Source organism: Massilia sp. DD77, assembly GCF_036961685.1.
In the GTDB taxonomy this organism is placed as follows: Bacteria; Pseudomonadota; Gammaproteobacteria; order Burkholderiales; family Burkholderiaceae_D; genus Telluria.
The window spans coordinates 1-23,016 of record NZ_JBAMDH010000038.1 but is presented as its reverse complement, the minus strand read 5'-3'; the positions used below and the strand labels follow the sequence as shown (position 1 = coordinate 23,016).

Sequence of the window (23,016 nt, the reverse complement as noted above, 5' to 3'; positions counted from 1 at the left end):
GCCATGATCACGCTCGGCAGCGCCGATCCCGACAGCCTGGATGCCGTGGTGCTGCTCGCGGAACTGGGCGCCGCCCTGAGTGCGATCACGGGCGACAGCGGCGCCGCCTCCTTCGACCCCCAGGACGTGCGCGGCCCGCGTTCGGTATTCCTGGTGGCGCGCGATGACCAGGGTGTGGCGGTCGGCTGCGGCGCCCTGCGTCCCTTGACGCCCGATGTGGCGGAATTCAAGCGCATGTATGCGCGCCCGGGCAGCCATGCGGGCAAGAACATCCTGGCGGCGCTGGAATGGCATGCCGTGATCTTCGGCTACAGCGAAGTGTGGCTGTCGACGCGCCGCGTCAACCGGCGCGCCATGGATTTCTATCGCCGCAACGGCTACGTGCCGGTGCCGGCCTACGGCAAGTATGTGGGGAGCCAGGCCTCGGCCTGCCTCGGCCGCTGGCTCTGAAGCTGGTTCTGAAGCGCGGGCACGCCGCCTACTTGAGGAAGACCCCGAGCAGGTAGATCGACAGGCAGGCGAAGCCGATCAGGAGCATGTGTTTCTGCGCCATGGCCGGACGGCCGGTTTTCTTCACGTGCAGGGCGTCGCGCACGAGCAGGCCTGCGTAGACCAGGGCCGCGATGCCGGACAGGAGGCCACCGATGCTCGCGTGCGAGATGCCGGCGACGATGTTGATGATGCCGGGGATGCCGAGCAGTGTCGCGATGACGAGGTTCATGCCCGTCGAGGGGCCGCGGTTGGGGGGTTGTTGCATGGTGCAGCTCCGGTTGGCGTCAAAACCGGGCGATCATACCGCAAGCCCGGGATTGCGTCAGCCGAACACCTGCAGCGCCTTGCCGGCAAGCTTGGCCAGGAAACCGCCCACGCACAGGCCGAGGCAAACGTAGCCAACCAGCGTCGCACGCGGCGACGCCAGCCGCTCGGTTCGTCCGGCACGGCGCTGCAGGGCATACCAGACCAGGAAGGCGGCCAGCGCCAGCGCGCCGGCCGCATGGAAGACCTGCTGGCCCAGGTGCAGCCGGAGCCCCTGGATTAAATCGTACAAGCCTGGAATGCCCAGGAAAGCCGCGAAGCCCCACATGAAGGCAGGCGACATGGTGGAGAAAGGAGTTTGCTTCATTGGCAAGTAACTAGTGAGTATCCGGCAATGGTAGCGCATCGAACGGCATCATCTCTCTCGAAAAACCACGGCAGCCGGCGGACGGCTTTCGTCGAATCTTATAGAATGTCGCCATCCACCATTTCCCCCCAAAGGCAGAACAAATGAGCGACGTACAAACCTGGATCAAAGAAACCGTGACCAACACCCCGGTCGTGCTGTTCATGAAGGGCACCGCCCAGTTCCCGCAGTGCGGCTTCTCGGGCCGCGCCATCCAGATCCTGAAGGCATGCGGCGTGGATAACATCGCCACCGTCAACGTGCTGGAAGACGCGGAAGTCCGCCAGGGCATCAAGGACTACTCGAACTGGCCGACCATCCCGCAGCTCTACGTGCGCGGCGAATTCATCGGCGGCTCGGACATCATGAACGAGATGTACGAATCGGGCGAACTGCAAACCCTGCTGCAGAATGGCTGATCGCCCGCGCCGGATCACCGTCGCCATCACCGGCGCGACCGGCGCAACCTATGGCGTGCAGCTGCTGCGGCGGCTGAACGCCACTCCCTGCGTCGAGACCCACCTGGTCGTTTCCGACGCCGCCACCCTCACCCTGCACCAGGAACTGGGCCTGCAGCGGCGCGACGCCGAGGCCCTGGCCCAGGTCGTGCACCGCAACCGCGACATCGGCGCCTCGATCGCCAGCGGTTCGTTCCAGGTCGACGGCATGGTGATCGCCCCCTGCTCCATGAAGACCCTGGCCGCCGTGGCCCATGGCCTGTCGGATAACCTGGTCACCCGCGCGGCGGACGTGATGCTGAAGGAGCGCCGGCGCCTGGTGCTGATGGTGCGCGAGACGCCCTTCAACCTGGCCCACCTGCGCAACATGACGGCCGTGACCGAAATGGGCGGCATCGTGTTTCCGCCCCTGCCCAGCTTTTATCACCGGCCGGCGTCGATCGAGGAGATGGTCGAGCACAGTGTCGACCGGGTGATGGATTTGCTTGGGCTTGAGAATGCCCAGGCCGCCCGCTGGAGCGGCATGAAGGCTGCGCCGGACGCCTGAGCGGCTTGCCCAGGCCGGGACTCGGAGCCAACCCGGGGCGGGTCAGCGTTTTTCTTCGAACAGGTCGTTGTCGGCCTTTTTCAGCTCACGTGCTTCTTCGATCATCCGCCGCCGGGCGTTGCGTTCTCGCATGACCTCGGCGTGGCGCGCCGCCGTCATCGGCGGTGCGGTCATCAGTTCCTTGAGCTGAGCGGTGTTGGCGTAGTTGTTTCGCATGCGGCAGCTGCTCCTTGACGTGACCGGTGGCGAAAACCGCTGCCACCTGTAATGGATTATGTACCAGGATCGCAGGTTTGTGCGGTCCCGGCTTCACGAAAAGTGCACTACGACAACGTCCAACAGACCTGCCTTATTTTTGATCTGTCTTCTGGTGGTGCATGCGCACCAGCATGCGGATGAACTCGCGCGCCAGCTGGCGGTGATGTTCATCCAGGCGTTGCAGGTCGGCGATCAGCTTGACGTCGGCCGACTCGAAGCGCGCGGCGCCATTGGCGCCGGATTCCGCATTGGCAGCCTGCTCGCCGCCGCCGAAGCGCAGCCAGTCGGCAGGCACGCCCAGCCACTGGGCGATCATGCGCAGCTTTTCCTGGGTAGGGATCGCCTCGCCCACCAGCCACTTGCGGGCCGCGTGCACGGTAATAGGACGTCCTTCAAAGCGAATATTGAATTCCCGCGCCAGCCGGGTCGGGCTGTCGGGGGAATAGTGTGCGTTTTTCAGGGCCTGCTGCAGTCGCTCGCTGAAGCTCTCCCGTTCATTCGTCGAATTCATTTAGAAACTACTTAATGTTGCGTAAGCGGACGGCAAACTCTCTACTGATGAGCAGGCCTCGGGTGAATCATACCCCTAAAAAGTAACAAAGATGTGATTTTTTAAGAGAATTTTCGGTAGTGCAACGATTACTGACAGCAACCCATGGAAGTATGAACCTTCCACAAAATGTAGCCTAACTGAAATATTCGAAGAACGCCGCACGATTTGCAGCTTGTTACTTAGGATGTATTTACTAAATTTTAATAAGACTACAGTTACAATTTGTTAGGAACAGACTGAAAACGTATGATGTCATCCATGCTGTTTATTCGCAGCAAGACACCATCTCGCCACAGCTTGTGCAGGTGGGCCAGCGCCTCGCCCAGCGCAAAGCTGAGCTGGTGGGCGTCGAGCTGGCGCCGGAACATGATGGGCACGATGTCCACCGCCGACTTCGGCTCGGCGCAGGCCGCCACGACCTCGGCCAGCCGCGCAGTGTGGTGGGCGCGCAACTGAGCGATGCGGGTATGCAGGCCGCGGAAGGGCTTGCCGTGGGCGGGCAGCACCAGGGTGTCCTCGGGCAGATCGGCGAACTTGCCGAGCGAGTCGAGGTAGAGCTGGAGCGGGTTGCCTTCCGGCTCGACCGCGAACACCGAGACATTGGTCGAGATCCGCGGCAATACCATGTCGCCCGAGACCAGCACCTTCAGTTCTTCCGAATACAGCGACGCGTGCTCCGGCGAATGGCCGAAGCCGGTGATCACGCGCCAGCCATGGCCGCCGATCCTCACTTCGTCCCCGTCCTGCAGGCGCGTGTAGGAGGCGGGCACGGCGGGGACCAGGCTGGGATAGTAGTTGCGGCGGCTGCGCATCTGCTCCAGCAGCGCCGGGTCGGTCAGGCCATGGCGCTCGAAGTGGGGAATGGCCGAGGGCCCGTCCACGCCCGGCAGGGCCGCCGCCATCATGCGCGCGAAGGCGAATTCGCCGGTGGTGGTCCAGAACGGCGCCCCGAAGCGCTCGCACAGCCAGCCGGACAGGCCCACGTGGTCGGGATGGCAATGGGTGGCGATCACGCGCACCAGCGGTGCGCCCGCCAGGCCCTCGGCCAGCACCTGCTCCCATGCGGCGCGGGTGGCGTCGGTGCCGGCGCCGCAGTCGACCAGGCTCCAGCCCTGGCGGCCTTCCTGCTCGTCCTCCAGCAGCCACAGGTTGATGTGATCCAGCGCGAACGGCAGGGGCATGCGCGCCCAGCGCAGCCCGGGGACGATTTCGTGCAGCGCGCCGGGGGCGGGAATGGTGTCGCCAAATGGGTAGGCGAGCTGGGACTCGAGCGGGTTCATGGAAATCTTTCGTGTTCGTGGAAAGGCGGGCGCGCTACAATGCGATTGACGTTGACGTAAACGGAAAATGGCATCGACGATTTTAAGCGATTCCGTGTTTTGAGACTTTTTGACCGCCACCGCACACCATGGCCACCTACACCATCGCCGAACTGGCACGCGAATTCGACATCACCGCCCGCGCGATCCGTTTCTATGAAGACCAGGGCCTGCTCAGCCCCAAGCGCGAAGGCGTGGGCGGACGCAACCGCGTATATACCCCGCGCGACCGCACCCGCCTCAAGCTGACCCTGCGCGGCAAGCGCCTCGGCCTGACTTTGTCCGAGATCAAGAGCATCGTCGACATGTACGAGTCGCCCAAGGACACCCATGCCCAGATCAACCGCTTCCTCGGCGTGCTGGCCCAGCAGCGCGTGACTTTGGAACAACAGCGCGCCGATATCGAGATGGCGCTGGAAGAAATCTCGGCCCATGAAGACGAATGCCGCCGCCTGCTGCTCGAAGATGAGGCAGACCGCAGCGCGGCATAAGGCTTAGGCGGGCCTGTCGACGGGCCCCTTTTTTTGCGCTTTAGTTGACGTTTACGTTAACGTCACAGGCGAGTATGATTCAGGCTCCTGCTCAACCACCGTTCATCGTGAGGACGACATGCTGCATCTCCCAGGCTTGACCTTTGACCATGGCGAAGACATCGCCGCACTGCGCGAAGCAGTCCAACAGTTCGCCGCAGCCGAAATCGCACCGCGCGCCGCGGAGATCGACCGCACCGACCAGTTCCCGATGGACCTGTGGAAAAAGATGGGCGAGCTGGGCCTGCTGGGCATCACCGTCGGCGAGGAATACGGCGGCGCCAACATGGGCTACCTGGCGCACATCGTGGCCATGGAAGAGATCTCGCGCGCTTCGGCCTCGGTCGGCCTGTCCTACGGCGCCCACTCGAACCTGTGCGTCAACCAGATCAAGCGCAACGGCAGCGAAGAGCAGAAGCGCAAGTACCTGCCCAAGCTGATCTCGGGCGAGCACGTGGGCGCCCTGGCGATGTCCGAGCCGAACGCCGGTTCCGACGTGGTCAGCATGAAGCTCAAGGCCGAACTGAAGGGCGACCGCTACGTCCTGAACGGCACCAAGATGTGGATCACCAACGGTCCGGACGCCGACACCCTGGTCGTCTACGCCAAGACCGACCTCGAAGCCGGGCCGCGCGGCATGACCGCCTTCCTGATCGAAAAAGGCTTCAAGGGCTTCTCGATCGCCCAGAAGCTGGACAAGCTGGGCATGCGCGGCTCGCACACCGGCGAACTGGTGTTCCAGGACTGCGAAGTCCCGGTCGAGAACGTGCTGGGCGGCGTGGGCAAGGGCGTCAACGTGCTGATGTCGGGCCTGGACTTCGAGCGCACCGTGCTGTCGGGCGGTCCGCTGGGCATCATGTCGGCTTGCATGGACGTGGTCGTTCCTTACATCCACGAGCGCAAGCAGTTCGGCCAGGCCATTGGTGAGTTCCAATTGATGCAGGGCAAGATCGCCGACATGTATTCGACCATGATGGCATGCCGCGCTTATGTGTACGCCGTGGGCCAGGCCTGCGACCGCGCCGACAACGCGGCGGCGGTGCGCGCCCTGCGCAAGGACGCCGCCGGCGCCATCCTGTACAGCGCCGAGAAGGCCACCTGGATGGCGGGCGAAGCGATCCAGACCCTGGGCGGCAACGGCTACATCAACGAATACCCGGTCGGCCGCCTGTGGCGCGACGCCAAGCTGTACGAGATCGGCGCGGGCACCAGCGAGATCCGCCGCATGCTGATCGGGCGTGAGCTGTTTGGCGAGACGATGTAAAGCCGGCGCCGGGTTAGCGGCATTCCCCCGCTAACCCATGCACCGTCATTCCCGCCACTGGCGTCAATGACTCCCCGCGCAGGCGGAAACCCAAGTTTTACGCATACCACTGGCGTTTCAAGAAACTGGTACGCCCGCGAACTTGGATCCCCGCCTTCGCGGGGACGACGGGTTAAGGCTAATGATCCTTGATACTGCTGCACTGCACAAGTTGCCGTAGAATGTCCGCTCCCGGACCCGCGCGAGACGAACGATGACACAAGTTGCGTTCCCCAAACTGCTGTCTTCCCAGATCGCATTCGATATCGCGCGCACCATCCTGGACGGCTTCGACAAGCACTACCGCCTGTTCCGCCAGGCCAGCCAGCAGGCCAAGCGCCTGTTTGAGCAAGCCGACTGGCCCACCGCCCAGCAAGCCGCGCGAGCGCGCATCGGCTATTACGACCAGCGCGTGCAGGAATGCGTGCAGGCGCTCGAGGACGACTACGCCCCCGAGGACCTCACCGACCGCGTCTGGCGCGAGATCAAGCTGCACTACATCGGCCTGCTCGCCGGCCACAAGCAGCCGGAACTGGCCGAGACCTTCTTCAATTCGGTCAGCTGCCAGATCCTGCACCGCACCTACTACCACAACGACTACATCTTCGTGCGCCCGGTGATATCGACCGAGTACATCGAGACCGAGGAACTGCTGCCCACCTACCGCGTCTACTACCCGGCGGCGGACGGCCTGCGCTTCGCGCTCAAGCGCATCGTCACCAACTTCCAGCTCGACGCGGACTTCGTCGACCTCGACCGCGACGTCAGGCTGGTCGAGGCGCGCATGACGGAACATTTCGGACTGGATCGGCCGGAGCCGAACCTGCAGTTCCAGGTGCTGTCCAGCCTGTTCTTCCGCAACAAGGGCGCCTACATCGTCGGCCGCGTGATCAATGGCGCGCGCGAGTATCCGTTCGTGATCCCGGTGCTGCATCAGCCGCCGGGCCACGAAAAGCGGCGCCGGCTGGTGCTCGACACCGTGCTGACCGACCAGGAACAGATCGTCGTCCTGTTCTCCTTCACGCGCGCCTATTTTTTGGTGGACATGGAAGTGCCCTCGGCCTATGTGACTTTCCTGCGCGGCTGCATGCCCAGGAAGGCCAGGAGCGAGATCTACACCATCCTCGGCCTGCAAAAGCAGGGCAAGGCCCTGTTCTACCGCGACTTTTTGCAGCACCTGAAGCACAGTTCGGACGATTTCCGCATCGCGCCCGGCATCCGCGGCCTGGTGATGCTGGTGTTCGAGCTGCCGTCATTCCCCTATGTATTCAAGGTGATCAAGGACTTCTACCCGCCGCCGAAGGACACCACGCGCGCCCAGGTCAAGGAAAAATACCTGCTGGTGAAGTACCACGACCGCGTGGGCCGCATGGCCGACACGCTCGAGTACTCGAACGTGGCCTTCCCGCGGGCGCGCTTTTCCGAGGAACTGCTCGACGAGCTCAACAAATATGCGCCCTCGCTGGTCGAGATCGAAGGCGAGTGCATCGTCATCCGCCACCTCTACATCGAGCGCCGCATGGTGCCGCTGAACCTGTTCCTGGCCGACGCCCAGCAGCAGGGCAAGCAGGAGCTGGTCGAACATGGCATCATCGAATACGGCAATGCCATCAAGGACCTGGTCGCGGCGAATATCTTCCCCGGCGACATGCTGTACAAGAACTTCGGCGTGACCCGCCACGGCCGCGTCGTGTTCTACGACTACGATGAGATCGAGTACCTCACCGACTGCAATTTCCGCGACATCCCGCAGGCGCGCAACGAGGAGGACGAGATGGCCTCGGAACCCTGGTACCCGATCGGCAAGCACGACGTGTTCCCGGAACAGTTTGGCCGTTTCCTCCTTGGAAATCCGGCCATTCGCCACCATTTCATGCAGCACCACGCGGATCTCTTGACCCGCGATTATTGGCAATCGCACAAGGACCGCATCCTGGAAGGCGTCGTCGACGACATCTTCCCTTACCCCCAGCAGATCCGTTTCTGTCACGAAGCAAACCCCACCACGGCGCCGCATGCCGCGCATGCATCGCCACCCTCTATGGAGAACCTACACAATGAATGATCCAGTCGTTATCGTCGGCGCCGCCCGTACCCCGATGGGCGCCTTCCAGGGCGATTTTTCCTCGAAAACGGCGAGCGATCTCGGCGCGGTGGCGATCAAGGCCGCGGTGGAGCGCGCCGGCGTCGCAGCCGATGCCGTGGAACACGTCTACTTCGGTAACTGCCTGATGGCGGGCCAGGGCCAGGCCCCGGCGCGCCAGGCCCTGATCAAGGCCGGCCTGCCGATGTCGACCGGCGCCGTGACCCTGTCCAAGATGTGCGGTTCGGCCATGCAGGCCGCGATCTTCGCCCACGACCAGCTGGTCGCCGGCAGCGCCGACGTGGTCGTCGCGGGCGGCATGGAATCGATGACCAACGCGCCCTACCTGATCCCGAAGGCGCGCGGCGGCTACCGCATCGGCCACGCGCCGATGTTCGATCACATGATGCTCGACGGCCTGGAAGACGCCTACTCGCGCAACGAGAAGACCGGCGAAGGCCGTTCGATGGGCACCTTCGCCGAAGAGTGCGTGGCCACCTACCAGTTCTCGCGCGAAGAGCAGGACAACTTCGCGATCGAATCGGTCAAGCGCGCACAAGCCGCCAACAACGAAGGCTGGTTCGGCTGGGAAGTGGCGCCGGTCTCGGTTGCGACCCGCACCGGCGAACTGGTGATCGAGAAGGACGAAGGCCCGATGAAGGCCAAGGTCGACAAGATCCCGTCGCTCAAGCCGGCCTTCAAGAAGGACGGCACCGTGACCGCCGCCTCGTCCTCGTCGATCAACGACGGCGCCGCCGCGCTGGTGATGATGCGCGAATCGAAGGCCAAGGAACTGGGCCTGACCCCGATCGCCCGCGTGATCGGCCACGCTACCCATGCGCAGGAACCGAACCTGTTCACCACCGCCCCGATCGGCGCGATGCAGAAGCTGTTCAAGAAGACCGGCTGGAAGGCGAGCGACGTCGACCTGTTCGAGATCAACGAAGCCTTCGCCGCGGTGCCGATGGCCGCCATGCGCGACCTCGACATCCCGCACAGCAAGGTCAACATTCACGGCGGCGCCTGTGCCCTCGGCCACCCGATCGGCGCCTCGGGCGCGCGCATCATCGTCACCCTGCTGGGCGCGCTGAAGCGCACCGGCGGCAAGCGCGGCGTGGCCTCGCTGTGCATCGGCGGCGGCGAAGCGACCGCGATGGCGGTCGAGCTGGTGTAATGTTCGGTGCCGGCGGCAACGCCGGCGCCCTAGGGTCGGCGGCTCCGCCGCCGACGCGTTCAATCACCGTATGAATGGCCAAGGAGCTCCCATGCCCACTGCCCTGATCCTCGGCGCCTCGCGCGGCATCGGCCACGAGATGGTGCGCCAGTACAAGCAGGACGGCTGGCGCGTGATCGCCACCGCCCGCAAGCAGGAAGACTGCGACGCCCTGGCCGCGCTGGGCGCCGAAGCCCACCCGCTCGACGTCACCAGCGCCGATTCGATCGCCGCGCTGGGCTGGCGGCTCGACGACGAAAAGATCGACTGCGCCTGGCTGGTGGCCGGCGTCTACGGCCCTGTCCATTCCAGCTTCCCCACCCAGCAGGAATTCGACAGCGTCATGCACACCAACGTGCTGGCGGCGATGCGCCTGATCCCGATCGTGGCGCCGCTGCTCGCTCCCGCCGGGGGCAAGCTGGCCGTGCTGTCCTCGAAGATGGGATCGATCGGTGCGCGCCACAGCACCGAAGGCACGCTTTACCGCGCCAGCAAGGCCGCGCTCAACTCCGTGCTGGCCGATGCGGCCCTCACTTATGGCCCGCAGGGCGTGACCTGCGTGGCCTTCCATCCGGGCTGGGTGCAGACCGACATGGGCGGCGCAGGCGCGCCGCTCACCCCCGAAGACAGCGTGCGCGACCTGCGCGCCACGCTGGCACGACTGGATGCATCGTCCAACGGCGCCTTCCTGGACCACGACGGCAGCCCGATTCCGTGGTAACCACATCACAACGCACATAAGAACGAACGAGACACCATGATTCTGAACGAAGAACACCAGATGATCCGCGACGCCCTGCGCAGCTATGCGCAGGAGCGCCTGGCCCCCAACGCCGCCCGCTGGGACCGCGAGCACTACTTTCCCAAGGACGAGCTGAAGGAACTGGCCCAGCTGGGCGCCTTCGGCGTGGCGGTGCCGGAACAGTACGGCGGCGCAGGCCTGGACTACGTGGCCCTGGCCCTGGTGCTGGAGGAAATCGCGGCCGGCGACGGCGGCACCTCGACCATCATCTCGGTGAACAACTGCCCGGTGTGCAGCATCGCCATGATGTACGCCAACGAAGAGCAGAAGGCACGCTTCCTGCGCCCGCTGGCGCAAGGCGAGATGCTGGGCGCCTTCGCGCTCACCGAACCGCACACCGGCAGCGACGCCGCCGCGCTGCGCACCACCGCGGTCCGCGACGGCAACGAGTACGTCATCAACGGCACCAAGCAGTTCATCACCAGCGGCAAATACGGCGACGTGGCGATCGTCATGGCGGTCACCGATAAGGCGGCCGGCAAGAAGGGCATCAGCGCCTTCTGGGTGCCGACCGATACGCCGGGCTACACCGTGGCCGGCATCGAGCACAAGATGGGCCAGCATTCCTCGGACACGGCGCAGATCGTGTTCGAGAACTGCCGCGTCCCGGCCGAAAACCTCATTGGCGAGGAAGGCATGGGCTACAAGATCGCCCTGTCCGGCCTGGAGGGCGGCCGCATCGGCATCGCTTCGCAATCGGTCGGCATGGCGCGCGCCGCCCATGAAGCGGCGCTGGCCTACGCCAAGGAGCGCGAGAGCTTCGGCAAGCCGATCTTCGAGCACCAGTCGGTGCAGTTCCGCCTGGCCGAGATGGCGATGAAGATCGAGGCCGCGCGCCAGCTGATCCTGCACGCCGCATCGATGAAGGACGCCGGCCTGCCCTGCCTGAAGGAAGCCGCGATGGCCAAGCTGTTCGCCTCCGAGATGGCCGAGCGCGTGGTGTCCGACGCGATGCAGGTCTTCGGCGGCTACGGCTACGTGGCCGACTTCCCGGTCGAGCGCATCTACCGCGACGTGCGCGTGTGCCAGATCTACGAAGGCACCAGCGACATCCAGAAGATCCTGATCGCACGCGCCCTGTGATCGCGATCCGCCTGGCGCAGGAGAGCGACCTGCCGGCGCTGTTCGCCTACCTGGGCGAACAGCTGCTGGAGAACGGCAGGGACGGCATGGCGCTGTTCCAGCCGATGGCGCGCACGGACGATCCGCTGGTGCCGGAGCCCATGCGCGCGCGTTTCACGGCCGGCATGGCCACGCCCCTGGACGAGCCGGGTTGGCGCCGCGTATGGATCGCACTCGACGCGCACGGCGCCATCGCCGGACACATCGACCTGCGCGCCCATGCGGAAGCCGAGGCGGCGCACCGCGCCGTGCTCGGCATGGGCGTCCACCGCGGCCACCGCCGCCACGGCCTGGGGGCGCGCCTGGTCGACGCCGCCCTGTCCTGGGCGCGCGCTACCCCGACGCTGGCATGGGTGGACCTCGATGTGCTGTCGGCGAACACCGCGGCGCGGCGCCTGTACGAGCGCACCGGTTTTGTCCAGATTGGCGAGATCGCCGACTTGTACCGCATCGATGGCGAATCCATCGGATCGGTCATGATGAGCTGCCGCCTGCATCGCTGACCTCCTGTCCTCCTCATGATGCCAACCACAGCCCGACTTCTCTCCGCCCTGGCCCTGCTTGCACCGGGCGCCGTATCCGCAGCCGACGCGCCGGGCTATCTCGGCGAAGCGGACTGCCGCATCGCGGCGCTCAAACCCGCACCTGTGGACAACAGGATCGCATGGAACGGCGGGTGCAAGGATGGCTATGCCGACGGCAAGGGCGCGCTCGAATGGCGGACCGGCGAAAAGAAGCCGCGCCGCATCGAAGGAACGCTGGTGCGCGGCGAGATCGCCGGCGAAGCCACCCTCACCTACCAGGGCGGCGCCTACATCGGCACCTTCAGGCATGGCGTGCCGCATGGTTCCGGCTATTTCAAGCATGCCAATGAGGGCGGACTGTACGAAGGCGGTGTCGTCGATGGAAAACGCGAAGGCGCCGGCATGCACATTGCACCCGACCGCTCGACCTATGAAGGCCAGTGGAAGGCCGGCAAGCGCCATGGCTTCGGCAAGGCGGTGTTCGCCCTCGGCGGCAGCTACGAAGGCGAGTGGCGCGAGGGCGAGTTCAACGGCAAGGGCAAGATCGTCTATGCGGGGAGCGGCAGCGTCCACGAAGGCGAATTCCATGACGGCAGGCCTGCCGCCGCGGCGCCGGAGGCTGCGCGCGAGCCCGGGCGGTTCACCCTCAAGAGCGAGCGTACCGATTTCGGATCGCGCTTCCGTAGCGAACGCGCCGTCGGATTCGCCCCGCTCGACGCGCCGTGGCAGGCACTGACGCCCGGCCAGCAACGCGTCGTGCGTGATGCTTATCCGGCATTGGACGAGCGTGACGAGCCGCCCTATCCGCTCGAGGGAACGCGCGCCTTCTACAAGGCGACGGCGGATGTCTATCAGAAGTTCGTGGGCCTGGAGGGCAGCGCGCTCGTCTATGTGCTGGTGGGAACCGACGGCGCGCCGAAGAGCGCCAGCGTGATCGGTGCGCCCCATCCGGACCTGGGACGCTATCTCTCGATGGTGGCCATGACCCAGCGCTTCAAACCCGCCTCGTGTGCGGGCAAGCCTTGCGAAATGATCTATCCGGCCGCGTTCCAGTTCACCACCGATTGAGCCGCGTTACTGCTTGCGCTGCAGCGCCACCGAATAGGGATGCAAGGTCGCCTTCATGATGCCGGCCTTCACGGCCGGATCCTCGTTCATGAACTTGCGCGCCGCCGCTTCGTTCTCGGCCTCGAAGATCACCAGTCCGAAGGTCTTGTCCAAGGTTTCCGAAGTACGCCCGGCCAGGATCACCTGCCCTTTTTCGGTGGCCTGCTTGAGGCGCTCGAAGTGCTGCGTGGTCGCGGCCCTGTCCTTCTCGCTCCATCTCGCTTCGTCCTGCAGCCGCGGCGCCACGCGCAGCATGTAGAGGAATTGCTGGCGCTTGCCCGCCTGGGCATGATCGTACCCCTGCGCCTGGACCTGCGCCAGCGGCGTGGCCAGCAGTGCGCCCAGCGCGGCGTGCAGGATGGCGGTCTTCAACTTCATCATGCTGGTCTCTCCGGTGTGAACGGTCCAGTATGCCACGGACCTAGGACGGGTCGGCGATGCGCGAGGAATGCGAGGACACCAGCACCCAGTCGGCGCCCTGCTTCAGCCACACGCGCGTGAAGCGGAAACGCCCGCTCCATGGCTTGCCGTTCGAGACCGCCGACTGCACGCTGATCCCGTTCACCACCGCCATCGCGCCGTATTCGCGGATCGTCACCTCCTGGTTGACGATTGGTCCGTTGACCCGCTGCCGCATGCGCAGCTCGGCCAGGTAGTCGGCTTTGTGCTGGACCCGCCCGTCTGAATGGACCAGCACGAAGTCGGGCGCGATCAGGCGCTCCAGGGCGTCGACGTCGGCCTGCTGGCGCAGGGTGTTCCAGGAAGCGTCGCGCGCGGCCAGCACGGCGTCGAGGGCCTGCGCGGCCATCGGGGCGCCGGCGAGCGCCAGCGCGAGGAAGATGGAGGATATGGTCTTCATGGTCAGGCGACGGCGCTCTCTAACAAGGTCACGGTCTGCCTATGGGTGTCGAGCGTGGCGCGCACGCCCATCGGCAGGGTGAACTGATTGCGGATATGGCCGATGGAATAACCGCTCACGGCCGGGATGGTCAGGGGCTGCAGGTGCAGGTCGAGCGTCTGGTCGAGGGTCAGCGAGATCTCTTCGTGTTCCGGTCCGCAGTTGTCGCAGATGCCGATCATCAGCGCCGCGGCCTGGTCGAAGCCGCCGGCCAGGTTCAGCTGGGTCATCCAGCGGTCGATGCGGTAGGGCGCCTCGTTGACCTCTTCCAGGAACAGGAGGCAGTCTCGGTAGTCGCAGGCATAGGGCGTGCCGGCCAGCGCGGCCACCAGCGACAGGTTGCCGCCCATGAGCGGGCCGGTGGCCACGCCCGCGGTCACGGTGCGGATGCCGTAGTGCGGCTCGGTGAGCGCGCGCTGGGCGTTTTCCGCCGCCATCGGGATGGTGTAGGTCGGGCGCGGATCGGTCAGCACGGCCATCATGTGCTCGCGCGAATAGTCCGACATGGTCGACGAGGCCACCGGGCCGTGGAAAGTCACCAGACCGACGCGTGTGTAAATAGCCAGGTGCAGGGCGGTGATGTCGGAGTAGCCGAGCAGGACCTTCGGGTTCCTGCGTATGAGTTCGTAGTCGAGGCCGGACAGCAGCGAGATGCAGCCGGAGCCGCCGCGGATCGGCCAGATCGCCTTGACCTCGGGATCCGCGAACATGGCGTGCAGGTCGGCCAGGCGCTGCTGGACGGAGCCGGCATAGTTGCCGAACACCGAGCGCAGGTAGGCGCCGGTCTTGACCCGGAAGCCGAGCGATTCGATGTTGCGCACGGCCTTTTCGATGGCGCGCTCAGTGGTATAGCCGCCCGGGGCGATCAGGCCGACGGTGTCGCCCTGGCGCAGGCGTGGGGGTTTGATGAGCTGTTTCATGGGGCGTGGGGGCGAACGGCGGCGTGCGGCGGAGGCGGCGCCGGGGAAGGACACGGTCAATGCGGCAGCGACCAGGGCGCCGAAGCCGCGGCGGTCAATCTTCATACGCGACGTGTAGTACGTCATCCCCGCGCAGGCGGGGACCCAAGTTCTGCATGCACAGTCGACACGCGAGCAAACTTGGGTTCCCGCCTGCGCGGGAATGACGGTCTTGGGGCAGCGGGATGAATGGTTTCATTGGCTGCTCCCTATTAATGAAAAAACGGCCCGCGCCCAAGGCGCTGGGCGCCTTGCGGACGACGGGCCGCCAATGGGACCGAACCGGACCAATCAGAAGAACTTATAGGTCGCCATCAGGGTGAACGAGCGGCCACGCGGGTCGGCCACGCGCGGTTCCCACGAGCTGCCGGCGCCGGTGTTGCTGTCGTAGGTGATCGCGAACGGCGGATCCTCGTCCAGCAGGTTCTTCACGCCGGCGGTCAGGGTCAGGTTCTTGAAGCCGGTGTAGTTCACGGTCAGGTGGAAGATCGAGTAGTCGTCCACTTTCGCGTTGTAGTTCGACGGCGTCACCAGGCCATTGGCCACGCCCGGCAGCACCTGGTCGTCATAGCCCGAACGGTAGATGTTCTGCAGCATGCCGCTCCAGTTGCCGTACTTGTAGGTCGCGTAGGCGCTGTGCTTCCACTTCAGGCCCAGGTCGCCGGTGAAGACGAAGCGGCCCACTTCGCTCTCGCCGAAGGGTGCGTTGGTGGTGGCGCGCGACTTCTTCTCCAGCAGGCGCGAACCGTCGATGCCCACGCTCCACTGCGAGCCGGTGCTGAACTTGCCGTTGAAGCGGGCGCCCACCTCGACGCCGCGGGTGATGCGCTCGCCGGCGTTGAGCCAGCGCTGGTCGATGCCGACCAGCTGGCCGGCGGCGTTGCGCACGAAGGAATCCTGGAAGAACTCGTAGTTGGCGACCATGGTCGTCAGGTTGAACGAGTCGATCGTGTTTTCCTTGCGGATTTCCCACAGGTCGGCGTTGGCCGAGAAGGTGCTGGAGGGCTCGAACACGAAGCCGATGCTGCCCTGCTTCGCGGTTTCAGGACCCAGCTCCGGCCTGCCGCCGCTCAAGGTTTCCGGGTTCACCGATTCGCAGCCAGGCTTGGTGCTGTCGGCCTTGCCGCCCGGGCAGGTGGCCGGGTCGGCCAGGTCCTTGCCGGCATACGGCGAGACGGTCAGGCCGTTGAACAGCTGGTTGAAGGACGGGGCGCGGAAGCCTTCGTTGTACGAACCGCGGAACAGCAGTGACGCGATCGGCTGGTAGCGGAACGAGATCTTCGGGTTGGTGGTGCTGCCGAAGCCCGTGTAGTCGTCGCGGCGCACGGCCAGCGTGACTTCGAGGTCCTTGGTGACCGGCACCAGCACCTCGGCGTAGACCGCCTTGATGTCGCGCTTGACCTTGTCCAGTGCGTTGACGTCGTCGAAGGGCGCGTTCAGGATCGCGCGGCGCTCGGCGATGTTGCGCTCGTCGCCGTTGAACTTGTATTCCTCGCGGCGCAGGTCGGTGCCGACAGCGGCCATGACGGAACCGCCCGGCAGCTTGAAGACTTCGCCCGACAGCGCGGCGTCGAACTGGGTCATGGTGGTCTTGCCGCCATACAGGGTGACGCCGGCGGCCGAGGTGCTGTTGATCAGGGCGATCGCTTCCGCGCTCTGGGCCTGGCCCGGCATCAGGAAGGGATTGATCTTGCCCGAGCCGAGGGCCGCGGCCAGCGGCGCGGTGTAGTTGTAGCCGGTGCCCAGCAGCGAGCTCGACTCGCTGTAGGCGCGCGCCAGGCCGACGCGGTAGTCGAAGCGGCGCTCGCCGATGTTGAGCGGACCGTCGGCGCCGACCAGCACGCGGCCGGCCTTGGTTTCGGTGGTGATCTCGCGGTTGCCGCACTCCATGCAGCGCCAGCGGTAGGCGATCGGCAGGCCATAGTTGGCCGCGATGCCCGGGAACTGCTTGACCAGCGCGTCGTACACGGTGTTATACGCGGCGCCGGTGCTCGGGTAGAACGAGGTCGGGCCGAAGGTCGATGCCGACGGCGAGACCTGGTTCGGCGAGAAGCGCTTGGCGACTTCGACGCGCGAGCCGACCGCCTCGGCGAAGAACTGGTGCTCGCCGGACTGGAAGGTGGCGCGCGCGAGGGCGTTGCTGTTCTTGACCGGCTGCTGCAGCACGGCGGCGCGGCCGGTGTCCCAGGCGCAGCCGAAGGCGGCGGACGCGGTGTCCCACAGCTTCTCGTCATAGGCGCCCATGCCGTCGATGCTGTTGCAGCCCGGGCCGCCCGGCAGGTCGAGCAGGCTGATGCCGTTGTAGCCGACAGTGCCGCCCGGCAGGGTCGGGCCGGTGCCGGTGCGCGACAGCAGGGTCGGCGCCAGGCCGGTGGCGAAGATGTTGGCGTGCGGCGCGCCGCGGGTGTCGACCGACACGCCGCGGTTCGGCTGGAAGGTGTTCACGAAGTCGCGCTGGTCGCCGCGCAGGGCCTTGTTCTCGCTGTGCGCGAGGGTCGCCAGCACGTTCCAGCCGTCGTTGTCCAGGTCGCCCCAGCCGCCGGTCAGCGAGGCGCGGCCGATTTCGCCGCCGCTCTCTTCGGCCACGTCGACGAAGCCTTGCGCTTCCAGGCCCTTGTAGTTCTTGCGCAGGATGAAGTTGATCACGCCGCCGATCGCGTCGGTGCCGTAGGTCGAGGACGCGCCATCCTTCAGCACTTCGACGCGCTCCACCGCCGCCATCGGGATCGAGTTCAGGTCGACCGCCGAGCCCTTCATGCCGTGGGTCGCCACGCGGCGGCCGTTGAGCAGCACCAGGGTGGAATCCGAGCCCTGGCCGCGCAGGTTGGCCGAGGAAGCGCCGTTGTTGCCGCGCTGGGCGCCCGAGGTCACGTCGGCGTTCGAGGCCAGGTTGTCCGAGCCGTTGCCGTTGACGTTGAGGGTGGCGATCAGCTGTTCGGCGGTGACGATGCCCTGGTCTTCGAGCTGCTTGCGCGAGATGATTTCCACCGGCAGCGCGCCTTCCTTGGCGATGCGCTTGATGCTACTGCCGGTGATTTCCACCCGCTGCATCCCCTGCACGGGCGGCTGCTGCTGCGCCACCGCCGGGCTCATCACCCCGATCAGGGCGATCATGTGTGCCAGCTTCTTTACCTTCACGCGTTTCTCCTAACGTTTCCTTGGTCGTCGACCCGTGGACCGGGCCTGCTCTGTGCGCAATCTCTTGGTATTACGCTATTTTGTTGACTTGAGAGTAAGCGCAACAAATTAACGCTATCCAATGAATAATCTAGAGGCCAGTATAACTAAGGGGAATATTTTCCTTAGGAAAAACTCACCGATTCCCGCCTCTCCCTCTGGCTGAACGTGCTCTTTCTGCAACATCGACATCCAGATAACGCCAGGCCGTGAATTCGACCGGATGGCGTTTGTAGTTTTTCAACCACGGATGGCGCAGGTCGCCGGACAACACATGGGTCAGCGGCACCCAGGGGTTGTAGGCATGGATCAGCTGGTTCATCTCGAAGTAGAGCTTCTGGCGCTCCGGCCCGTCGCTCAGGCGGCGCGCCTGTTCGTAGCGCAGGTTATAGGCCGGCAGGTCGAAACGCGCATAGTTGGCGCGGCCCGCGTTGGGGCCGTAGAGCAGCTGGTAGAAGTTGTCGCCGTCGGGGAAGTCGGCGATCCAGTTACTCTCGAACATCTGGACCGTCCCCAGGCGCGAGGCCTTGATGATCTCGGTCTTCTTGTCCGACTTGAACACCACGCGCAGGCCGATCGCGTTCAGGCACTTGCGCCACAGTTCGTCGCGCAGGCGGCCGCCGACGGTGGCCTCGCTGTGCATGGTCAGCGTCAGCGCCTTGCCGTCCGGCGCCCGGCGAAACCCATCGGGGTCGCGCCGGCTGTAGCCGTGGCGGTCCAGCAGCGCGTTGGCCAGCGCGGGGTCGTAGGGCACCGGGCTGCGATAGCTGGGATCGTAGCCCAGCACATTGGGCGGCAGCGGCGACTCGGCCTTGATCGCGAAGCCTTTTTTCAGCAGGGCGATGTCCTCGGCATTGTTATACGCCATCGAGATCGCGCGCCGCAGGGCCACCTTGTCCTTGCCGTAGCCGCCGACCACCGGGTCGTTCATGTTCATCCACATGTAATAGGTCTGCAGCACCGGGAAGCGCGACAGCACGATGCCGCGCGCCGCCAGCTCCGGCTTGAGCCGGCCGTCGCGCACCACCATGTCGGTCATCGATTCGGGAATCTGTTCCAGGTAATCGTATTCGGCGTTCAGGAAGCCCAGCATGCGGCCCTGGAACTCCTCGGCGATCTTCACTTCCACCCGGTCCACGCGCGGCAGGCGCTTGCCTTCCAGGGCGGCGGCGAGCGCACGGTCCTCCGCGTTGTGACCTGGCGTGGCGTGGAACACCGCCGTCGAATCCGGGTTGGCCAGCAGGACGATGCGGTCGCTGCGCTTCCAGTCGCCGAGCATGAAGGGGCCGGTGCCGACCGGATGGTTGCCGGCCTGGCCGGGATAGGCCTCGATCACCTCGCGCGCCACCACGCCGGTGGCCGCCGTGGCCAGGTAGAACAGGAAGTTGTTGTCCGGTGCGTTCAGGCGGATGCGCAGGGTGTAGCGCTCAAGCGCCTGCAGGCCGGCCACCGGCACGTCGGGGCCGTAGCGCTTGCGCAGGGTCTCGTCGCCGGCGATCTTCCCCTCGAACATATAGGCCCAGGGCGACTTGAGCGTGGGGTCGTACAGGCGCTTGATGCTGTAGACGTAGTCCTGGGCCGTGACCTCGCGCCGGGCGCCCTTGAAGGCCGGGTCGGGCGTGAACAGGATGCCGGGGCGGATGCGGAAGGTGTAGCTCAGCCCGTCGGCACTCACCTCGGGCATGGCGGCGGCCGTGTTGGGGCGCAGCTTGGCGGGGCGCGCCAGGTAGTCGTAGCGCAGCAGGGGGTCGAACAGGTTTTCCAGCAGCGACAAGGTGGCGTTGTCGGAGGCGACGGCCGGATCGAGCCCGGTTTCGCTGGTGGACAGGAACATGCGCAGGACTTTTTCTGTCCGCATTTTCTCCCCTGGCGCCCCCTGTGGAGCGGCGGCGCCACAGAGCAGGGGGAACAGCAAGGCGGCGGCGGTCAGGCGAAGTTTCATGGCGGCGGGTCCTGTTGGGCGTTGCGTATCATATGCGCGGCCCCCGGCGCAGGCAAATGGCGACAGCGCGGCGGTGCATAACTTTTTCGCATGGCGCGGCTGCATTCTTTCATCGTGGCAGCACTTTCCCGGCCTATACTCTCCGCTGCACAATCTGCAGACCTTTGCGGCGATTCCTTCATGGCACTCAATTACATCTGGACCGGCTTTTTCCTCGTAGGCTTCATTGCCGCCCTGTTTCAATGGATGTTCCTGGGCGATACCGAGATCTTCAAGCGCATCATCGACGGCACCTTCGACTCGGCCAAGATGGCGGTGATGGACATCGCCCTGCCGCTGGCCGGTGTCATGACCTTCTGGCTCGGGATCATGAACGTGGGCGAGAAGGCCGGTGCGATCCGGGTATTCGCGCACGTCATCGGCCCCTTCTTCGCGCGTATCTTCCCGGGCGTGCCGCGCGACCATCCGGCCAACGGCCACATGGTGATGAACTTCTCGGCCAACATGCTGGGCCTGGACAACGCCGCCACCCCCTTCGGCCTGAAGGCGATGGAAAGCCTGCAGTCGCTCAACCCGAAGAAGGACGAGGCCACCGACGCCCAGCTCATGTTCCTGGTGATCCAGACCTCGGGCCTGACCATCATTCCGCTGGCGGTGATGGCCCAGCGCGCCGTGCTGGGCGCGGCCAATCCGGCCGACATCTTCATCCCGACCCTGATCGCGACCTATACCGCCACCATCGCCAGCATCATCGCCGTCGGCCTGCGCCAGCGCATCAACCTGCTCGACCCGGTGGTGTTCGGCTGGATCGGCGGCACCGCCGCGCTGATCGCCTCGATCGTGTTCAGCTTTACGTATTTCCTCGACAAGGCGCAGATCCAGCTGGTGTCGAACGTGATCGCCAACCTGGTCCTGTTTTCGGTGATCGCCGCCTTCATGACGGGGGCCCTGATCAAGAAGGTCAATGTCTTCGAAAACTTCATCGAGGGCGCCAAGGCCGGCGTCGAAACCTCGATCAAGATCATTCCCTACCTGGTCGGCATGATCGTGGCGATCAGCGTGGTGCGCAATTCCGGCGTCCTGGGCCTGATCGTCAGCGGCTTCGCCTGGGTCTTCAACGCGCTCGGACTGCAGACCGACTTCGTCGGCGCCCTGCCCACCGCGCTGATGAAGTCTCTGTCCGGCAGCGGCGCGCGCGCCATGATGATCGACGCGATCAAGACCTATGGCGTGGATTCCTTTGTCGGCCGGCTGTCGAGCATCCTGCAGGGCGCGTCCGACACCACCTTCTACATCATCGCGCTGTATTTCGGTTCGGTCGGCATCCGCAAGACCCGCTATGCGGTCAGCTACGGCCTGCTGGCCGACCTGATCGGCATCATCGCCGCCGTCTTCGTCGCCTACCTCTTCTTCGGTTAAGGAGTCCCATGTTCCGCCCCCTCGTCCTTGTCGCCGCCCTGTTCGCCGCTTCGGCCTTTGCCCACGCCCAGCTGCCGGAACCGGTAGCCCAGGTCCTGGCGCAGAACGGCCTGCCCGAGGATGCGCTGGGGGTACTGGTGCTGAAGGGCGACGCGGTGGTGCTGTCGCACCAGGCGAACCTGCCGATGCAGCCCGCCTCCACCATGAAACTGGTGACCACCCTGGTGGGCCTGGAGCGCCTGGGTCCCGTGTTCCGCGGACGCACCGAGCTGCGCACCACGGGCACGATCGAGGGCGGGGTCCTGCGCGGGAACCTGATCCTGAAGGGCGGCGCCGACGTCGACCTCTCTAGCGAAGCCATCGAAAGCATGCTGCGCGCCCTGCGCTACCAGGGTGTGAAGCGCATCGAAGGCGACCTGGTGCTGGACCGCCAGCTGTTCCAGCCGGCGCGCCAGGATGCCGTCGCGCCGCCCTTCGACGAGTCGCCGGAAGCGTATTACAACGTGATCCCCGACGCCCTGCTGGTCAACAAGAACATGGTGCAGGTCGACATGCGCGCAAGCGGCAAGCGCCTGGCGCTGCGCATGCAGCCGGAGCTGGACGGGGTGAGCATCGCGTCAAGCATGGCCCTGGTCGACGCCGACTGCGCCAAGTGGGAAGACGGCTGGAAGCTGCCGGAAGCGGTGCGCGGCAAGGATGGGAAGATCCGCATCGTCCTGCACGGGACCTTCCCGAAGAACTGCAACCAGACCTACAGCATCAATGTGCTGGACCGCGACGACTACGTCGGCCGCCTGGTGCGGCAGACCTGGAAGTCGCTGGGCGGGCGCATGAACGGCAAGACGGTGGCGGGCGTCACGCCGCCGGAATCGACCCTGCTGGCCGAACACAGCGCGCGCATGCTGCCGGAGCTGGTCCGCGACATCAACAAGCCCTCGGACAACGCACTGGCGCGCACCCTGTTCCTGAGCATGGGCAGCCTGCAATCCGACCCGGCAAAAGGCAGCGTGGCCCTGCCTGCACCTGGCGAGGGCGAGACCACCTTCACGCGCGCCGACGCCGCCGTGCGCGAGTGGATGCGCAACCAGCGCATCGACGACACCGGCTTCGTGATCGAGAACGGTTCCGGCCTGTCGCGCATCGAGCGCATCAGCCCCCAGCAGATGGGCTACCTGCTGCTGGCCGGCCTGCGCAGCCCCTGGGCGCCTGAATTCCAGGCCAGCATGCCGATCGTCGCCATGGACGGCACCATGCGCCGCCGCCTGCACGGCAGCGCCGCGGCGGGACGCGCGCGCCTCAAGACCGGCACGCTGCGCAATGTGACGGCGCTGGCAGGCTATGTGCCGGATGCGAACGGGACGATGTGCGTGTTCGTGGCGATGGTGAACAGCGAGCAGGCGGGCAATGGCAAGGGGCGGGCGGTGCTGGATGCGCTGGTGGACTGGGTAGCGCGGTCGGGAGGACAGCAGGCGGGAGTTGTGCAGGCGGCGCCGTGATCAAACCTGGGTAAAAACACGGCTCAACCGTAACAATGTTTAGTTAAGACGAAACATGCACGTCGTCCCCGCGTAGGCGCACTGCTGTCCCGGATAATTTCACCTAGCTGAAAATCGTCATCCCCGCGAAGGCGGGGACCCAAG

Annotated in this window: 23 protein-coding genes; 13 read left to right on the top strand and 10 right to left on the bottom strand. The window is 65.4% G+C overall.

Annotation, left to right across the window (positions count from 1 at the left end; genetic code table 11):
• The first annotated feature begins 3 nt into the window (after positions 1 to 3).
• Positions 4 to 450 (top strand): GNAT family N-acetyltransferase, encoded by a 447-nt coding sequence (locus tag V7778_RS20635; RefSeq protein ID WP_335558696.1) that lies wholly within the window; start codon positions 4 to 6, stop codon positions 448 to 450.
• 28 nt (positions 451 to 478) lie between these two features.
• Here V7778_RS20635 and V7778_RS20630 read toward each other — a convergent pair whose 3' ends face one another.
• Together V7778_RS20630 and V7778_RS20625 are read right to left on the bottom strand one after the other, a co-directional pair.
• The gene (locus tag V7778_RS20630) at positions 479 to 757 is read right to left on the bottom strand and encodes a hypothetical protein (protein WP_335558695.1); all 279 of its coding nucleotides are present in this window, start codon (positions 755 to 757) and stop codon (positions 479 to 481) included.
• A gap of 57 nt (positions 758 to 814) precedes the next feature.
• Positions 815 to 1,123: a hypothetical protein gene (locus V7778_RS20625; protein WP_335558693.1), complete on the bottom strand. Its 309-nt coding sequence runs from the start codon at positions 1,121 to 1,123 to the stop codon at positions 815 to 817.
• A gap of 143 nt (positions 1,124 to 1,266) precedes the next feature.
• On the opposite strand from V7778_RS20625, the gene grxD reads away from it, so the two are divergent.
• Together grxD and V7778_RS20615 are read left to right on the top strand one after the other, a co-directional pair.
• Entirely contained in the window at positions 1,267 to 1,581 is a 315-nt protein-coding gene (gene grxD / locus V7778_RS20620; RefSeq protein WP_211521625.1) for a Grx4 family monothiol glutaredoxin, read from the top strand.
• The gene (locus tag V7778_RS20615; protein WP_335558691.1) at positions 1,574 to 2,167 is read left to right on the top strand and encodes a UbiX family flavin prenyltransferase; all 594 of its coding nucleotides are present in this window, start codon (positions 1,574 to 1,576) and stop codon (positions 2,165 to 2,167) included. Before grxD ends, V7778_RS20615 begins: the two co-directional genes overlap by 8 nt.
• 42 nt (positions 2,168 to 2,209) lie before the next feature.
• Here the strand turns inward: V7778_RS20615 and V7778_RS20610 are convergent, their stop codons facing one another.
• The 3 genes from V7778_RS20610 to V7778_RS20600 all read right to left on the bottom strand — a co-directional run bounded on the left by V7778_RS20610 (position 2,210) and on the right by V7778_RS20600 (position 4,258).
• The gene (locus V7778_RS20610; RefSeq protein ID WP_211521627.1) at positions 2,210 to 2,383 is read right to left on the bottom strand and encodes a hypothetical protein; all 174 of its coding nucleotides are present in this window, start codon (positions 2,381 to 2,383) and stop codon (positions 2,210 to 2,212) included.
• Between the two features lie 133 nt (positions 2,384 to 2,516).
• Positions 2,517 to 2,936 (bottom strand): hypothetical protein, encoded by a 420-nt coding sequence (locus tag V7778_RS20605; RefSeq protein WP_211521628.1) that lies wholly within the window; start codon positions 2,934 to 2,936, stop codon positions 2,517 to 2,519.
• Between the two features lie 257 nt (positions 2,937 to 3,193).
• Complete coding sequence (locus V7778_RS20600) at positions 3,194 to 4,258, bottom strand: MBL fold metallo-hydrolase (protein WP_335558688.1); 1,065 nt, start codon at positions 4,256 to 4,258, stop codon at positions 3,194 to 3,196.
• Between the two features lie 128 nt (positions 4,259 to 4,386).
• On the opposite strand from V7778_RS20600, the gene V7778_RS20595 reads away from it, so the two are divergent.
• The 8 genes from V7778_RS20595 (at position 4,387) to V7778_RS20560 (ending at position 12,942) form a co-directional block, all read left to right on the top strand.
• On the top strand, positions 4,387 to 4,788 hold the full coding sequence (locus V7778_RS20595) for a MerR family transcriptional regulator (RefSeq protein WP_335558686.1): 402 nt from the start codon (positions 4,387 to 4,389) through the stop codon (positions 4,786 to 4,788).
• Between the two features lie 118 nt (positions 4,789 to 4,906).
• Positions 4,907 to 6,091 (top strand): isovaleryl-CoA dehydrogenase, encoded by a 1,185-nt coding sequence (locus V7778_RS20590; protein WP_335558685.1) that lies wholly within the window; start codon positions 4,907 to 4,909, stop codon positions 6,089 to 6,091.
• 253 nt (positions 6,092 to 6,344) lie between these two features.
• Positions 6,345 to 8,195, top strand: coding sequence for a bifunctional isocitrate dehydrogenase kinase/phosphatase (gene aceK / locus V7778_RS20585; protein WP_335558682.1), 1,851 nt, complete (start codon positions 6,345 to 6,347; stop codon positions 8,193 to 8,195).
• A complete protein-coding gene (locus V7778_RS20580; RefSeq protein WP_335558680.1) occupies positions 8,188 to 9,387 on the top strand; it encodes an acetyl-CoA C-acyltransferase in 1,200 nt (399 codons plus the stop codon). The genes aceK and V7778_RS20580 overlap by 8 nt, the downstream gene beginning before the upstream one ends.
• A gap of 91 nt (positions 9,388 to 9,478) precedes the next feature.
• Complete coding sequence (locus V7778_RS20575) at positions 9,479 to 10,147, top strand: SDR family oxidoreductase (protein WP_335558679.1); 669 nt, start codon at positions 9,479 to 9,481, stop codon at positions 10,145 to 10,147.
• A gap of 36 nt (positions 10,148 to 10,183) precedes the next feature.
• Positions 10,184 to 11,311 (top strand): acyl-CoA dehydrogenase family protein, encoded by a 1,128-nt coding sequence (locus V7778_RS20570; protein WP_335558678.1) that lies wholly within the window; start codon positions 10,184 to 10,186, stop codon positions 11,309 to 11,311.
• A complete protein-coding gene (locus V7778_RS20565; RefSeq protein WP_335558675.1) occupies positions 11,308 to 11,853 on the top strand; it encodes a GNAT family N-acetyltransferase in 546 nt (181 codons plus the stop codon). The genes V7778_RS20570 and V7778_RS20565 overlap by 4 nt, the downstream gene beginning before the upstream one ends.
• A gap of 15 nt (positions 11,854 to 11,868) precedes the next feature.
• Positions 11,869 to 12,942, top strand: coding sequence for a hypothetical protein (locus tag V7778_RS20560; protein ID WP_335558673.1), 1,074 nt, complete (start codon positions 11,869 to 11,871; stop codon positions 12,940 to 12,942).
• A gap of 6 nt (positions 12,943 to 12,948) precedes the next feature.
• On the opposite strand, the gene V7778_RS20555 is transcribed toward V7778_RS20560, so the two are convergent.
• The 5 genes from V7778_RS20555 to V7778_RS20535 all read right to left on the bottom strand — a co-directional run bounded on the left by V7778_RS20555 (position 12,949) and on the right by V7778_RS20535 (position 19,957).
• The gene (locus tag V7778_RS20555; protein WP_335558671.1) at positions 12,949 to 13,362 is read right to left on the bottom strand and encodes a YciI family protein; all 414 of its coding nucleotides are present in this window, start codon (positions 13,360 to 13,362) and stop codon (positions 12,949 to 12,951) included.
• A 40-nt stretch (positions 13,363 to 13,402) separates the two neighbouring features.
• On the bottom strand, positions 13,403 to 13,840 hold the full coding sequence (locus V7778_RS20550; protein ID WP_335558668.1) for a nuclear transport factor 2 family protein: 438 nt from the start codon (positions 13,838 to 13,840) through the stop codon (positions 13,403 to 13,405).
• 2 nt (positions 13,841 to 13,842) lie between these two features.
• A complete protein-coding gene (locus V7778_RS20545; protein WP_335558665.1) occupies positions 13,843 to 14,904 on the bottom strand; it encodes a S66 peptidase family protein in 1,062 nt (353 codons plus the stop codon).
• A gap of 225 nt (positions 14,905 to 15,129) precedes the next feature.
• Positions 15,130 to 17,976, bottom strand: coding sequence for a TonB-dependent receptor domain-containing protein (locus V7778_RS20540; RefSeq protein ID WP_335558663.1), 2,847 nt, complete (start codon positions 17,974 to 17,976; stop codon positions 15,130 to 15,132).
• Positions 17,977 to 18,151: 175 nt separating this feature from the next.
• Positions 18,152 to 19,957: an ABC transporter substrate-binding protein gene (locus V7778_RS20535; protein ID WP_335558661.1), complete on the bottom strand. Its 1,806-nt coding sequence runs from the start codon at positions 19,955 to 19,957 to the stop codon at positions 18,152 to 18,154.
• A gap of 180 nt (positions 19,958 to 20,137) precedes the next feature.
• Between V7778_RS20535 and V7778_RS20530 the strand changes: the two genes are divergently transcribed.
• Both V7778_RS20530 and dacB read left to right on the top strand, forming a co-directional pair.
• Positions 20,138 to 21,376, top strand: coding sequence for a nucleoside recognition domain-containing protein (locus V7778_RS20530; RefSeq protein WP_335558659.1), 1,239 nt, complete (start codon positions 20,138 to 20,140; stop codon positions 21,374 to 21,376).
• An 8-nt stretch (positions 21,377 to 21,384) separates the two neighbouring features.
• Positions 21,385 to 22,872 (top strand): D-alanyl-D-alanine carboxypeptidase/D-alanyl-D-alanine endopeptidase, encoded by a 1,488-nt coding sequence (dacB, locus tag V7778_RS20525; RefSeq protein WP_335558658.1) that lies wholly within the window; start codon positions 21,385 to 21,387, stop codon positions 22,870 to 22,872.
• The last annotated feature ends 144 nt before the right edge of the window (positions 22,873 to 23,016 follow it).